We start from the raw sequence: 13,425 nt of genomic DNA, 5'->3' as shown, positions 1-13,425 counted from the left end.
ATTTTCGTCACTCTGACCGACTCCGATTGTCACCGATCACCGAAATAGCGGGAGTTTGAGACAGAACTGGTATCATACAGATCGCGCCCGTCAGGAACCATGCCCCGAAGGGCGGGAAGGGGCGGAAGAGTCGCGGTCCAGGTTCGTGATGCCGCGGTAGCCGGCAAGCCGAGCGATGCAACTGACCCCTAGAACTGACGGACGATCGAGCTTCGGCTCGGCACCTCCCCAGGTCAGGCGCGTCGCAGAATTCCGCCGTCGATCGCGATCTCCGCGCCGAGCACGCTGGCGGCCAGCGGGGAGGAGAGGTAGGCGATCACATCCGCGATCTCGCTCGGCTCGATTAGGGCCCCGGTCAGCATCCCCATCTGCTCGGGCACCTTCGCGAGCACGGCCTCAAGCGGTACCCCCGCGGCCTCCGCGAAACGATCCCACATCTCTGTGCGGGTCGGCCCCGGCATCACGGTCGCGATGCGGATGCCGCGGGCCGCGAGTTCTGGAGCGACACCACTGCCGAACGCGGTCAGTGCGGCTTTCGCCACGTTGTAGGCCAGGGGTGGACCGTCGACGCGATGCGCTCCGATCGACGAAACGTTGACGATCGTGCCGCGGGCCTGCGCAAGCGGAGTCAAGGCGGCTCTGGTCATCCGCACTGCCGCGAGCAGGTTGGCGACCAGGGCGTCATCCGAGTCGTCGTCGGACAGCTGCTCGAAGGGTGCCAGTGTGAGCCGTGACCCGCCGCCGGCGTTGTTCACGAGGATGTCGATCCGACCGAACGTCTCCAGGGTCGCCTCGATGACGGTGCTCGCAGCACCGTCATCCGTCACGTCCGCGGTGAGCATCCGCACTGCATACCCGGTGTGAGGGCTCAGCGCGGCGCTTCGGGAGACCCCGACCACGCGCGCGCCCTCCCGGACGAACCGGCCGACGACGGCCGCGCCGATTCCGCGACTTGCACCCGTGACGAGTGCGACCTTGCCTGCCAGTTCCAGATCCATGAGTGTCTCCCTGCGTTCCCGAATGTTGACGTCGTCAGCTTAAGCGGAAGGTGAACGATGTCAACACTCCTGCTAGCGTCGGTGACGTGAGTCCGAGAAACCCCGAGCCGACCAGGTCCGCTGTGCTCGCCGCTGCCGACGAACTACTCGAATCCGGAGGCCCGGAGGCCGTCACTCTCCGGGCAGTCGGAGAGAGGGCCGGGGTGTCGCGCTCGGCTCCGTATCGGCACTTCTCGAGCAAGGCGGATCTCCTGACCGCCCTGGCCCTCGGCACGCTCGCAGAACTGGGGTCGCGCATCCGCACCGGAGGTGGCGAAGACGCCGCCGGATCGAGGCTGCGGGGCGGCTGCCTGGGATACCTCGACTGGGCTCTCGAGCATCCGCAGCACTACCTCCTGGTGTTCGGCGCGGCGCCGATGATCGACCCGCCTACCGCGATCGAGGCCGCTGCAGACGACGGCTTGCGAGCGCTGCAGGAACTCATCGGACTGACCGGCGATACCGGGAAACAGGACGACGCCTCGCCGCGCGAGCGGGCGACGGCCCTCTGGGCACTCCTGCACGGGCTGGTTCACTTGCAGATCGGAGGTCACCTCCACGAACCGCGAACACTCGACGGCGACACTCGCCTCACCGAGCTCGTTGATCTCGCCCTGTGGTCGTGGGGGGTCCGAGTGACAGCACAGGCGGTGGCCCCCGAGGCGACAGGCCCGAACGGCCGCCGCGGGGTTCGCGGAATCAGGTGAAGTCCCGAAGGGCCTCGAGGAATTCGGGCGCGTGGTCTCCGAGTGGCGCGAAGAAGGCCCGATCCGCGGCCTCCACGACGGGGATGGCTCGGTTGACGGCCTCCGCGCCCGACGAGGTGAGCGTCACCAGCTGTGCTCTCGCGTCGCCGGGGTGAGGCGTGCGGGCGACGAGCCGGGCCTTCTCGAGTGCCCTGATGACCTGTGAGGTCATCATGGGGTCTGTTCGGGCGTGCTGAGCGAGCCGGCTCTGCGTCAGTGGGGCGTCCTCGCCCGCGGAGGCGAGATGGGCGAGCAGGACGAACTGCACGTGAGTGAGTCCGAAGCTCTTCAGCGCGGCTCGCTGCCGGGCTTGCCAGCGCATCGTCGTTCGCCAGAGCGCGAGGCCGGGACTGTCCTCGGGATCGGGATAGTCGGTGACGAGGCTCACAGGGTATCCCCGTGATTCCGTTCGAGGAGCGAGACCAGCCGGTCGAGGCCGGATTGAGCCGCAGAGCGGAACTGCTTACTGAGGAGGGCCGCGAAGACTCGCGACGTCAGGCCCTCGATCGTGATCCGGACCAACAGGTCAGTGCCCGACCCGGATCGCCCAGCGAGATGCCGGAAGGTGAGCCGGGCGCCGGGCAGCGCCGTGGTGTCCGTGAACTCGCTACTCGGGTCATAGCCGGTGACGGTGAACTTCAGGCGCGGGCCCGAGGTGGGGTTCAGGACTCCGCGCGCACCCGAGACGACCGGACCCTTCAGCCGGGCGGAGGAGATGTCCTCATCCCACTCCGACCAGGTCGCCGGTTCCGCCCATCGGGCAACGAAGCGCTCGGGAGCGACCGTGGAGGTCGCCGTCCCTCTTCCGAGTTCGATCATATGCTTAGTATGCACGCATATGATCGTTGGCTCGCTACCAGCAGATCCGACCGTCCGGGATCGTCAAGCCAGTGGAAGCCCGCTGGTCACGAACAGGCAGGTCCGTCGCTCGAGTTGTGGTCTGCTCGCATCCGGAGTCGGTGCCACCGTGCGCCTGATGATGTCGCGGTAGTTCCTGCGCCGAGATGAAGCACGTCAGGTCGCGCGTCGGCGCGGGACGTCGCAAGCGTCGGCGGTCGTGCTGGACTGACACTTCTGGTCGGCGCGAGTCGACTGCGCCACCGCCGCAGGGGGAAACGATGGCTCACGACGCTCCGGCCCCGATGCACCCGCGAGAGCCGGCGCTCACCGCCGACCGGTGGGGTGCGCTCTGCGGCGTGATCGCTCTCCTGCTGTCCGCGGCGGTCGGAGGGTTCGCGACGCAGCTGTTCGGATTCGCCACCGACGCCTGCTTCGGCGAGTGCGACGACACGCTGATCGCGACCGGCCTGCTCCTCGGCCCGCTCGGGATCGTCGTGACCGTGATCGCCACGATCCTCCTGCTGGTCTGGCGGCTGCGACCCGGTCGGCGCGTCGCCTGGATCCCCTGGACCGGCGTCGGCGCCGTCCTGCTCGTCGTGCTCATCAGCTACGGCCTGGTCAGCGCCGGCACCACTCCGAGGGGCTGACAGCGTGACGACCGGTCTCTCCGGCTGCCGCGACTGCACCTCACTCGTCGTGCCCGCACCGCCCGACAACGTCGAACGCGGCGGGCCTATCGACGCATTCGAGACCCTCGACGCTCTCCTGTCCGCGGTGGAGAGCGGCGCGATGACCGCGCTCCGCGGCGACTGCCCGATCACAGACATGAAGGCGCTCATCCTCGCCGAGACGAAGTACACCGTCGTGCAGTTCCTCCACTGCTCCCACTGCGAGAGCACCGTCTTCTTCGGCCTGTGCGTGCGCGGATGGCCCATCTACCGCATCGTCCCCGCCGCCGACGTCGACACCTGGCCATGGGAGCCCTCAGCCACGGCACCGTCGAACGCACTCCCGACACGATCGCCGCGAGGCCGCAGCAGCATCCGGGGCTCGCTGCTGACACGACGGGCAGACGGGATCATCGGCCTCATCGGAGCGGCTCTGATGCTCCTCGCCGCGCCGGCGCTGAGCGTGCTCGCCGTCGGATTCGGGTTCGTGACGGCACCCTGCCGGTGGCTGACCTGCGACGTCGGGCTGATCGCCGTCGTCCACACGATCGCGGTGCTCGCGCCCCCGGTGATCGCCGTGGCCGGCGGGATCGCGATGATCCTCCGCTACCGGCACGGACGCCGCATCGCGTGGCTGCCCTTCGTGCTGATCCCCCTGCAAGCGGGTGTTTGGACACTGTGCTTCTGGATCCTCCGAACAGCCGTGTCGGAGGCCACCAGCCGCGGCTGAAATCCCTCGCCCTTGCAGACCGGGCAGCGGCCGCCGGGCCTCGCGGCAACGGAAGCCCGCGACATGCATCAGAAGCTCTCTGAACGCGCCGGCAGCTGTCACCGTCACCCGCCGGTCACGAATACGCAGGTACATCGCTAATACTGTGGCTGCGGTGCCGACGAGCCGGTGGCCACGATCGTCCGCCGGAGCCCTGCCTAGGCAGAGAGACGCAACGAGGGCTCGGCGACAGGCTGGTGCCGCAGCGCAGCAATCAGTTCATCGAGGGCCTCATGCGCTTCTCGATGCGCCCGTGGGTCAACCGCCACCAGGGCGGCTTCCCTTGCAGCACGGAGCGCGACGTCGATCAGCTCGGGCAGATCCCACGACGAGCGCGCAGGCTACGGTCCGGCCGTCCATCCGACGCTTCACTCTTGCCTACGCCGACCGACCGTCAAGAGCGCTGCGCTTCCCTCCGGGATGCCCCTCCGGGGCACTCCTGACGGCCGCCCGCCTCCGGCATCGCGCCGCTTATCGGATGGATGGCCTCGGTACCGATCAGCACGGCCAGATACCTCGGTACCCTGGGCGCCGTGAACGCCTGGGACTTTTGGATCGAGACGACGACACCCAACTTCTTTGGCGGTCCGGATACAGTCAGCCGCGCTCTAGATGAGACACTGCTGACGGAACTCACCCAAGGTCCCGTCACGGGTCACGCCGACCTCGAAACAGCAGTCGCACTCGCGCGCTTCACGCACGAAGAGTTCGAAGACCATGCCACTAAGGGCGCTGACATCAGCCAGGACCAATCGGCCCTCGTCATGCGCGCCCTGCTGGCACTGCTGACGCGACTCGGCATCGACCGAACGAGATTCAGCCCGCCGTTCATCGACTTCGACACGTTCTCCAAGCACTGGCGCTCGGTCGGGGCGACCGGGAGCGGCAGCTGGCAGGTGCGCCGCGATCTTCTCGACGGGATCTTCAATCCGTTGCATGGCCTCCTGCGCGAACGCGAAGCCAGATCGATCACCTCGACGCTCGCGACGGCGATCTCGCCTCATCGAGTCACGGGATGGCCTCGCGTTGACGAGGAAGTTGCGGAGATGCGCAAGCACTTCGAGATCGCATCCTCGCAGCAGGACTACTCCAACATCGGAAACGACTGCGTCTCGCTGTTGGAGGCGCTGTCCGAAACGGTCTACGACCACGCGCGCCACCAGCGCGGGGACGATCCAGAGCCGCCGGTGCAGATGACGAAGGAGCGATTGACTCGGTACATCGAGGTCGAGTTGGTCGGATCCGACAACGCAGGACTTCGAAAGCTCGCCCGAGCTGCGATCGAGTTCGCGCAGGCTGTCAAGCACCGGCGTTCGACAGTCACCCGGCAGGAATCAGGAATCGCCGCTGACGCAGTGATCCTGCTGGCCAATCTGCTCCGTCGCCTACAGCTGTAGGTCAGCTCGATGTCGGCTCCGATGCGGTCTGGAAGAGCGGCCCAAAGGTGAGTGCCGGGGCTTCGCCGAGTCGCTTTGCGAGAGGCGCAAGCGCCGGCTCGAGAGGGTTCCCGGCAAGGACGTGGTTCCAGGCAACCAGCGCCCGCACGAGAAGAGCCGATGCGATTCGCATCCACATGTCCGCCTGCTCGTAGTTAGCCTTCTCGAGCCAGCCGACACCAGACGAGCTGGTGGGGTCCTCCTTGGTGTAGAGGTCGACGATTCGGACGCCGGCATGGCTGACGCCAGAGGCCATCCGGAACAGGAGGTACAGATCCTCCGACCCAGTGACCGACCTCGCCCGCTGGAAGAAATCCTTCTCATCCTTGAAGGTGTCGTACTGGTCGAGCAGCTCCTTCGCTCGTTGGAGTTCCGCCCCCACCAGGTCCTCGCGTAGACCAGGCTTCGCGACTCGTATGTTGCCCAAGAGCTTCCTCCTGGTGTCAGCTCCCTCGCGGAGAAATCCCTTCCATCCGTCGGGTGTCTTCAGCAGCCATGCCCCGGTCATCGCATCTTCCATCAGAGTCCGGATGACGGGGACAGCGGCGAGGGGCTGACCCGCTTCGTACAACGTCGCGATCGCTCGACCACAGTCCACCCCGTGAGCAACGAGCGCGCGCAAGGCGACCACGACATGAACATCGAACTCGGTCGAGTACGCCGTGATGGGATCAGCGTTGCGCTCCTCCCAGATCGCGCAGAGACGCCGCAGCGCGTCGGTAGAACTGGTGGATTCGAGCCACTGTCTGCGCCTGGCGTCGTTTCGCCGGCGCTGGTTTCGACCGCTGCTCACGTCAGTTGTCCCGCGGCATCGTCAGCGTCACATCAGCGACCCGAGAATCTGCCGCCGCAGCGCGCTGCACCGCCCGATACACGGTCGACCGGCCCACGGAGTACTGCTCCGCCAGCTCCGCGATCGAGTAGTTGCCCGACCTGTACTCCGCGACGAGGTGAGCTTCGATCTTCGGGCTCAGCTTGGGCTTCTTCCCCCGGAGCCGGCCGATCGGATCCGTCGGGTCGTGCACCGAACCGCCGATGCTCAGGCGCGCTCCCTTGCGCGTCAGCTCGTCGGCGATGTCGCGAGCATCACTGATCGACCGCGCCAGGCGGTCGAGCTTCGTGACGAGGAAGGTCGATCCGTCGTGGCAGGCAGCGAGAGCCGCGTCCAGCGCAGGACGCGCACGGTTGGAGCCGGTGAGGCCGGAGTTCACGTAGATCTGATCAGCTGGAACGCCGGCAGCAGCCAGCGCGTCGCGCTGCGCCTGCGCGTCCTGCTTGTCGGTCGAGACGCGTGCGTAGCCAACGAGGTCAGTCATGATCCTAGTGTCCAAGTGAACACCCCCTTAACGGACAAGGCACCGGGCGGGTCTTACGGGACGAAATCGGAGGCGCCACGTCGCAGAGGCGCGGAGATCTCCGCGGTGTCCGGTCAACCATCGCTGCTCGGCGCGGGCGCCTTGACGAACGTCACGAGCACCGCAGTGATGCGTCCACCACCGCTCGAAACGTCGATGTCTCGCTACATCCCTGCGCTCTCCCGGGCCGCGTGGGCCTGCTGGTGACGGTAGAGCGTCGCGCGACTCCACCCGACGAGTCGAGCGGCGTCCTCGGCGGTGCGGCCGCGCGCTCGCGCGTCGGCGGCGATCGCGAGCTTGTCCGCGACCACGACAGGATCCGACAGAGGCCGACCGAACCGGGTCCCGTTCGCACGAGCGGCCGCGATGCCGGCGTTGACGCGCTCGACGATGAGCTCCCGCTCGTACTCCGCGAGCGTGGCGAGCATGTTCAGCATCAACCGGCCCGTCGACGTCGACGGGTCGATGCCGTCGGAGATCGACCTGACCTGCACCCCCCGCTCGCGCAGCAGGTTCACGGTGTTGAGGACGTCGATCAGTGACCGGCCGAGCCGGTCTACTCGCCAGACGACGACGGTGTCCCCATCCTGGGCGTACTCGAGGAGCTTCTTCATCCCGCGCCGCTCGATGGCGGTCTTGCTGCCGGACGTCACGTCAGCGAACACGTCGCGCTTCTGCACCCCGGCGGCCGAGAGCGCGTCGACCTGCAACTGCGCGTCCTGACTCGACGTACTCACACGCGTATACCCGAGAAGCCTTACGAGCACGTTCTGACTCGGAAATCCCTTCGGGCACTCTCCTGAGACGATGTTCGGCGGGACGAGTTGTTGAGACAGCAAGGTTGCTGCCGTGTCGGACGAGGCCGACCTCGAATCGACCATCGACGGGGTGTCTCAGAAAGCTAATGTTTTCCAAGACACCTACTGTCGCTTCGACGAGGTCGCCCGTACGAGCATGATGGTAGTTCAAGGATCAGGAGGCACCGATGGTGTGGAAACGACGTCAGCACGAAGAGACACACGCAGTGCTCCCGCCGGATGTGTGGGTCGTGCAGCACGACGAATCGCCGAACAACACGATCCTTGGCGTCTTCGCATCGGAAGCTGACGCGGCCACCTTCGCTGAGGAGGTTCAGCACCGCTTCCCTAAAGGGGTCATCTACGCGAAGTTCACGCTCGGATACCGATACGACAGTGGGCCTGGTTACGTCACATTCGGACCCGACGACACGGGAGAATGAGCGGCGCGGGGGCTGGAGCGGCCCCGCGCCGCTTGGGTGCTAATGAGTACCGCACGCGAGGTTCGCTTCCTCGTACGCCGATGCAGTCCCCGTCGTGCCCGTAGGGAACGTGCCGGTGCTCCTGACGATCATCCGGAAAGTCGTCTGACGAAGGTCATCGCACTTGCGAATCGGGGATGTCTGTTCGAGACGCCCCTGGCCCACATTCACCGAGGTGAAAGGGCCCGCCACTTTTTGCAGCCCCCACCACACCGTCTTGTACAGATCAGTGGTCTGAGAGATCTGCGCCATGATCACCGTGCACTGCGTGGCAGGATGCCCACCAACGGCACCGTATGGGAACTCTCCCCCTGAAGCACGCTTGTAGACGTTGCCGGTGTTGATGCTGCAAGCCTGCCCGTTTGCAGCTGCGATCGTGTATCGGCTCGTGCCACGCTCGCAGTGCTCGCCGGTGAATCTGTGAACGTGACCGATGAATCGGTGCTGACTTCGGCGGCTTCTTCCCACGTGAGGTCATCCGGTCCGGGGGCCGCAACGGCCGCGTCGTACATGGGTGCAACTTCGGGTGCGCCGTCCGCGAGAGGCGACGAAGCAACAGCATCACTGGTCGGAGTCGCCACTATGGCAGGCGTCACGGTCAGCAACGAGGCAGTGATGAGAGCGCACGTGGCGGCGGACGTTGCAACGATACGAGCAGAGCGATTGGTCATGGTTCTCTTCTTCCCATCACGCCGCGGCCACCCCTCGTAGTCGACACATGCGCACGGCCTGTCTACTTCCATCCTCGGCGCCGTCGCATTCTCCCGAAGGCTGACCCGAGAACAACTGTCTGTCCCGGCGCCCGCGCCGAGCCCGCGACCTCACCGCCGGCCCGAAACTCTCCATGCAGTGGACTTCGAGCAGAAGCGCAGCCGACTACGAAAACCGACACGCGGGGTCATTCCCCACGCTCGTCTGCACAACTCTTTGCTTCGCGCCGGCACTCGTGCAGACGACCGTGAACGTCTAGCCGCTCAGGTCGCCTGCACCACCGACGCGACCGCGGCGAGCCTATCCCGTAAGGGCATCCTCTTACGGGACGGTGCCCCCAGGCAGCACGGATGCGATCGCGCGCCTCGGCGCCGGCGTAGTTCGAGCCAACGATCGCGCGCGATTCGAAGGCACCGCCAACGTACTGTAGGGTCCGAGCGATTCTGCCCACCTCACTTTTTAGGTGCGTCAGCTAGCGTCGCTTCCCGAGACCAGGGGCTCCGCCCTGCACGAAGGACTGGCGCGGACGGCGCGCGGACGGCGATGGTTGATCGAGAGGGTCGCTCCAGCGACGTTGATCCGCTTCTTGTCGCGACCGACGCGCAGCCTCCCAGATGTCCACCGATTGTGAGGCGGCAGCCTGTCGGCTGGGAGACGTCGCCTGGGCTACCTCGCGCGCGTGGCGCCACTCCGAGAAGGTGGCATATCCGCTTCGCTCGAAGAGCTGGTGTTCGGCGAGCTGTCGATCCTTCGTCGCAGGCTCGGTAGGCCACCGCGAGTGCGCGTCTCGTGCCGGCACGAGACGGCGAGCGGTCACTGCGTCCGCGTCCTCGAGGGAGCTGCTTGGGCCCTTGACGTGAATGCCGATTTCACGGAGATGGTCGACGAGCCGGCGGGCGGGCAACCCCAGCTCGACTGCGAGTTCATGGACGCGGATCTTCATGTCCCTCGTTTCGAGGACGCCACCGCTTCGAAGTCGGGTGGACAACAACATACAGCGAACCGCACACATGGAGGCTTATGCAAAATTGGTTTTTTGCCGAGTGAAAAAGATGAGTCCGCGGACGGCGTTGAAGGCATCTCGGAAGGTGCGCAGTGGCCGCCGGTAGTCGGTGTGGAATATCCGCCAGGTCTTGATGCTAGCAATTGTTCTCTCGATCACGTAGCGGTGGGTGTTCACGAAGCGATTGTGGTGTTTGGCGTAATTTGGCAGATGTTCTTCGCTTGGCCTCTTCTTTATTGGTGTGACCATTCCGGTGCCTTGATAGCCTTTGTCGGCCAGCGTGTTCGAGAGGTTAACGGTGTCGGCCAACCCGGTTTCTCGAAACGCGTGGGCATCGTGATGCTTGCCCGCGATCGGATCCGAAATGTGGATCAACCGACCGGAGAGATCGGCGAGGACCTGGCAGTTGTGCCCCGTGGTCATGTGTTTCCCGGAGTACAGCTCTGGCGCGTCCGACCAGGACCAGCACGGCAGGAGCGTGCCGTCGATGACGGCCGTTGTCCCGCGGAGCGCGGCCTCGACGTCCGGTTACTCGTCGTCTATCACGACATTGAGCATCGCCTCAACCGACGCGATCGTTCGCGACACGGTCGACTGACTGACACCGACCACATCAGCGATCAACTGCTCGGTCACATTCTGGCGATAATAGAGAAGAGTGACCCGCAATGCTCCCTCGAGGGAAAGTCTGCGCGGACGTCCTCGCCGCCGACGCCACATGAACTCGTTCTCGATCCGTTCGGCGAGGATCGCGTAGTGCTCGGCCGTCATTCCCGTAGTAGACTGTGTGCGCACCGGCTGGTTCCTTTGCGAAGAGTTTCTGTTAGAGGCTGCTCTTCAATCAAAGCGGATTAGCCGGTGTTATTCGTGACCGACACGCGCAAATCCATCTCGATCAATCGTATTTTGCATAAGCCTCATGTTCGAGCGCCGACGCGACGACTTTGGTATGTACTTTCGATACGCGCTCCCCGGAATGGGAAAGGCTCCGCACCCGTGGGTGCGGAGCCTCGTGGGGCTAGAGCCCCAACCACCATCTCCCGACCGTCAACGCGGCGTGGACGGCTGCCGTGGCAGCCACGCCTTACCGTGAAGCGTGTCCGCGAAGAGGCGCCGCAGTGAGCGCACGAAGTGCTCATTGTGTCCTCCGAAGAGCCTGGTCGAGTTCACAAAGGACGGTGGCGCCTGGTCGGAGGGTGCCACCCACACTCCACAGCCGGGGCCGTAGATGACTGCGACACGCCCGAGGGTGCGCCGCGGCCTTGTGAATAGCTCCCTGCCGCGTAGTATTTCCGTAGATGTATACGGGTACACATTCCCAAGCGTTCACCGACTGGCGAACAGACTCAAGCTCAGGCCGTTGGCGCGGTCCTGGGCTTTTCGTCTGTCCGGGGACCGTCGAGCCCGACATGCTCTCGACGTCCTGGGGTCCATCATCCCAGATTTGCCCCCCTTTCGTGGCACTGAATAGCGATCTGAAAGCACGAAATATCGGCAATCGACGAAAAAGGTGTTGTCAGGCGTGGGTGTTGCGCGGATAACGCCCGGGAATCGACGCGGTCAACTTCCCTAAGAAGCTCGCGCCCCAGAATGGTCTCGGTCATAGCAGTCAACATCGGACGAGATCGGACCGGCTCTTGGACGATTCTTCTCTCAAGGCTTCGACCTCGCCCCCGGCGCTCGTCGGAGGGTCTTCTGGCGGTTGCCTGACTCAGAGAGCGCGTCGCCTCGAGAAGACTTCGGCGCTCCCGAGGCGGGCGAGATCCTGATGTGTTACAGCTGGCAGCCGGGTGGCTCCCGGGACACTCGGCGGTACGAGGACCACCTTCGATTCGACCTGAGCGAGTACCCCAAGCTAGCACCGCAACCCTCGGCCGGGTCGAAGTCGACCGGGACAGGCACCGACGTCGCAGCGAAGAATGTTGCACATGCCTTACACGCTATCGCAGAACACGTTGCGGAGCTTCAGCGATAGCGACCGCCGCTCTATGATCAGTTCATGGCTGATGACACCGAGGGCTGGACGTCGTTCGACGACGAGCAAGTGAAGATGGAATCGATGGGGCTTCATCACCCCCTCACGACAGCTTTCGCGTTCGTCAACGCTCTCGCGGAACCGGAACCCGATGTTAGGTGGTTGTCGACTCTTGTGACCCCAGAGAGCAGACCTCACTGGGGTGACTTCTCGGACGCCAAGACTTTCTACGACGGCATTCACGAGCCCGGCTTCGGTTCGTTGGTGAATCGCCTGCCGGGAGCACCCGACGTTGGGTTCTTCAAGATCATCCCCAGCGTTCGGGACGGCTTCACGGTCACGGAAGAGACACCGATGGCGGCTGCTGCTCTGCTCACCCTGATCTGGCGGCCCGAAGCAGGCTCCGCGGAGGATCCTGGGATGTGGCTTGTGCATCAGCTCGGCCCTGCTGCTGAGCCGCACGAGCTCGTACACGCGAGGACGTCGGCGGGTACCGCTCCTGACTTCTAACGCACGAGAGAGCATCGAGTTGTCCAGCGCAAGGCAACTCGTCACTGCGCGTCGGGCGGCCTTGGAAAAAGCCCGTGTGCTATCGGGACGCCTGGCGGAGGAGACCTCGCGAGCCGACAAGGCAGAAGGGGCACTGCAAGCAGTGACCGCGGAGCGCAACCGACTCCTCGCGGACATTGCGACGATCCGGGCACAGTAGCCGGTCCCCTATCGCCAAGGGCCGCCCATCAGGCCCCTGGGGAGATGGCCCTGGCCTCCACGGCGGACGCCCACACCCAGAGGCGCCGTGTGGATCCGTCTTCGTTCCATTCGACCATGACCGCTCGGCGGGTCCAGGCGAGCGCGAGGCCAGCGACTCGTACCGACGTCGCGGGGTATCGGATCCACGCCCAGACGGGCCGCGGAACACTCGCCCAGGTCGGCCGCTGTCGAGTCTTGTCGAGTTCCTCCTCGGTCAAGCCGAGGGGGGAGCCGCGGTGCGCGCACTCCTCGATTCGACGGTCGATCTGCGCCCCGACGTGGCGCTCGTAGCGGCGATTCTCGTACCCACGAGGAGAGTAGAACATACGTTCGAGTGCTGAAAAGGTCCGGCGGTCTCCTCGCCTCACCCACCCATCATCAGCGCGACGCGGCCGACGCGAGCAGACCTCGACACCGCCGCACTCCCCCGCCGTTTCGGGTCATCCGGCAGCAGCCCCTAATGGCGCAGAATCACGCGGAGCGTGATTCTGTGGCGATCCCGTGAAGCTCTCAGGAGCGGAAAGACGTGCTGCGGTCCTCATCTTTCGGGGAAGGTGCTCCGTCGCCGCTGCAGGAGGGCACCTCGCGCCCCGGAGCGGGGAACACCCGGGCAGCTTGAGGGGCGCGCCCGTCGCCGAGGACAGCGGCGCACGCCTCCTCCCCAGGTGCGAGATCGCCACGCTCTCAACAGATCGACCAACCAGCTGTCAGGCGGCGACGTCGTGGTTCCTACCGTGTAGCCATGAGTGCTGGTCCTGTCATCCGGCCTGCTGAGCGTGGCGGCGGCGGTAGATGTAGACGATTATGGCTGCGGCTTGCAAGCCAAGGAATCGGGCCGAGTCCTCGAAAGACCAGG

General features: G+C 65.2%; 15 protein-coding genes. 6 read left to right on the top strand and 9 right to left on the bottom strand.

Features of this window, described 5'->3' with window-relative positions; all coding sequences use genetic code 11:
- Positions 1-233: 233 nt before the first annotated feature.
- Positions 234-998 carry an SDR family NAD(P)-dependent oxidoreductase gene (locus tag A6122_RS00440; RefSeq protein ID WP_068250219.1) on the bottom strand — a complete coding sequence of 255 codons (765 nt, stop codon included), beginning with the start codon at positions 996-998 and terminating at the stop codon, positions 234-236.
- A gap of 86 nt (positions 999-1,084) precedes the next feature.
- On the opposite strand from A6122_RS00440, the gene A6122_RS00435 reads away from it, so the two are divergent.
- Positions 1,085-1,744 carry a TetR/AcrR family transcriptional regulator gene (locus A6122_RS00435; RefSeq protein WP_084415700.1) on the top strand — a complete coding sequence of 220 codons (660 nt, stop codon included), beginning with the start codon at positions 1,085-1,087 and terminating at the stop codon, positions 1,742-1,744.
- On the opposite strand, the gene A6122_RS00430 is transcribed toward A6122_RS00435, so the two are convergent.
- Together A6122_RS00430 and A6122_RS00425 are read right to left on the bottom strand one after the other, a co-directional pair.
- Entirely contained in the window at positions 1,737-2,171 is a 435-nt protein-coding gene (locus A6122_RS00430; RefSeq protein WP_068250213.1) for a MarR family winged helix-turn-helix transcriptional regulator, read from the bottom strand. The genes A6122_RS00435 and A6122_RS00430 overlap by 8 nt on opposite strands.
- Positions 2,168-2,602 (bottom strand): SRPBCC family protein, encoded by a 435-nt coding sequence (locus A6122_RS00425; RefSeq protein WP_068250210.1) that lies wholly within the window; start codon positions 2,600-2,602, stop codon positions 2,168-2,170. The genes A6122_RS00430 and A6122_RS00425 overlap by 4 nt, the downstream gene beginning before the upstream one ends.
- A gap of 299 nt (positions 2,603-2,901) precedes the next feature.
- On the opposite strand from A6122_RS00425, the gene A6122_RS00420 reads away from it, so the two are divergent.
- The 3 genes from A6122_RS00420 (at position 2,902) to A6122_RS00410 (ending at position 5,457) form a co-directional block, all read left to right on the top strand.
- Positions 2,902-3,270, top strand: coding sequence for a hypothetical protein (locus A6122_RS00420; protein WP_068250208.1), 369 nt, complete (start codon positions 2,902-2,904; stop codon positions 3,268-3,270).
- Between the two features lie 4 nt (positions 3,271-3,274).
- Positions 3,275-4,021 (top strand): hypothetical protein, encoded by a 747-nt coding sequence (locus A6122_RS00415; RefSeq protein WP_068250206.1) that lies wholly within the window; start codon positions 3,275-3,277, stop codon positions 4,019-4,021.
- 572 nt (positions 4,022-4,593) lie between these two features.
- Positions 4,594-5,457 carry a hypothetical protein gene (locus tag A6122_RS00410; protein WP_146085127.1) on the top strand — a complete coding sequence of 288 codons (864 nt, stop codon included), beginning with the start codon at positions 4,594-4,596 and terminating at the stop codon, positions 5,455-5,457.
- 1 nt (position 5,458) lies between these two features.
- Here A6122_RS00410 and A6122_RS00405 read toward each other — a convergent pair whose 3' ends face one another.
- The 3 genes from A6122_RS00405 to A6122_RS00395 all read right to left on the bottom strand — a co-directional run bounded on the left by A6122_RS00405 (position 5,459) and on the right by A6122_RS00395 (position 7,618).
- Positions 5,459-6,289: a DUF5677 domain-containing protein gene (locus tag A6122_RS00405; RefSeq protein ID WP_068250201.1), complete on the bottom strand. Its 831-nt coding sequence runs from the start codon at positions 6,287-6,289 to the stop codon at positions 5,459-5,461.
- A 1-nt stretch (position 6,290) separates the two neighbouring features.
- Complete coding sequence (locus A6122_RS00400; RefSeq protein WP_068250199.1) at positions 6,291-6,812, bottom strand: recombinase family protein; 522 nt, start codon at positions 6,810-6,812, stop codon at positions 6,291-6,293.
- A gap of 203 nt (positions 6,813-7,015) precedes the next feature.
- Entirely contained in the window at positions 7,016-7,618 is a 603-nt protein-coding gene (locus A6122_RS00395) for a recombinase family protein (protein WP_068250196.1), read from the bottom strand.
- A gap of 281 nt (positions 7,619-7,899) precedes the next feature.
- On the opposite strand from A6122_RS00395, the gene A6122_RS00390 reads away from it, so the two are divergent.
- Positions 7,900-8,091 carry a hypothetical protein gene (locus A6122_RS00390; RefSeq protein WP_068256775.1) on the top strand — a complete coding sequence of 64 codons (192 nt, stop codon included), beginning with the start codon at positions 7,900-7,902 and terminating at the stop codon, positions 8,089-8,091.
- A gap of 1,222 nt (positions 8,092-9,313) precedes the next feature.
- Here A6122_RS00390 and A6122_RS17615 read toward each other — a convergent pair.
- From A6122_RS17615 to A6122_RS00380, 3 genes are all read right to left on the bottom strand, one after another.
- Positions 9,314-9,784 carry a translation initiation factor IF-2 N-terminal domain-containing protein gene (locus A6122_RS17615; RefSeq protein WP_167542319.1) on the bottom strand — a complete coding sequence of 157 codons (471 nt, stop codon included), beginning with the start codon at positions 9,782-9,784 and terminating at the stop codon, positions 9,314-9,316.
- Positions 9,785-9,859: 75 nt separating this feature from the next.
- Positions 9,860-10,285 carry a transposase family protein gene (locus tag A6122_RS15345; protein WP_237358291.1) on the bottom strand — a complete coding sequence of 142 codons (426 nt, stop codon included), beginning with the start codon at positions 10,283-10,285 and terminating at the stop codon, positions 9,860-9,862.
- An 87-nt stretch (positions 10,286-10,372) separates the two neighbouring features.
- On the bottom strand, positions 10,373-10,615 hold the full coding sequence (locus A6122_RS00380; protein ID WP_068250191.1) for a helix-turn-helix domain-containing protein: 243 nt from the start codon (positions 10,613-10,615) through the stop codon (positions 10,373-10,375).
- 1,228 nt (positions 10,616-11,843) lie between these two features.
- Here A6122_RS00380 and A6122_RS00375 point away from each other — a divergent pair.
- Complete coding sequence (locus tag A6122_RS00375) at positions 11,844-12,329, top strand: hypothetical protein (protein ID WP_068250189.1); 486 nt, start codon at positions 11,844-11,846, stop codon at positions 12,327-12,329.
- Positions 12,330-13,425: the final 1,096 nt, after the last annotated feature.

The sequence above is a fragment of the Rathayibacter tritici genome (assembly GCF_001641005.1).
In the GTDB taxonomy this organism is placed as follows: Bacteria; Actinomycetota; Actinomycetes; order Actinomycetales; family Microbacteriaceae; genus Rathayibacter; species Rathayibacter tritici.
This window is presented reverse-complemented; position numbering and strand designations above follow the sequence as displayed.

Coding starts and splice junctions, on each gene's coding strand:
- A6122_RS17615 (WP_167542319.1), bottom strand. CDS start 9,784: ATGAAGATCCGCGTCCATGAACTCGCAGTCGAGCTGGGGTTGCCCGCC.
- A6122_RS00400 (WP_068250199.1), bottom strand. CDS start 6,812: ATGACTGACCTCGTTGGCTACGCACGCGTCTCGACCGACAAGCAGGAC.
- A6122_RS00425 (WP_068250210.1), bottom strand. CDS start 2,602: ATGATCGAACTCGGAAGAGGGACGGCGACCTCCACGGTCGCTCCCGAG.
- A6122_RS00375 (WP_068250189.1), top strand. CDS start 11,844: ATGGCTGATGACACCGAGGGCTGGACGTCGTTCGACGACGAGCAAGTG.
- A6122_RS00380 (WP_068250191.1), bottom strand. CDS start 10,615: ATGACGGCCGAGCACTACGCGATCCTCGCCGAACGGATCGAGAACGAG.
- A6122_RS00440 (WP_068250219.1), bottom strand. CDS start 998: ATGGATCTGGAACTGGCAGGCAAGGTCGCACTCGTCACGGGTGCAAGT.
- A6122_RS00420 (WP_068250208.1), top strand. CDS start 2,902: ATGGCTCACGACGCTCCGGCCCCGATGCACCCGCGAGAGCCGGCGCTC.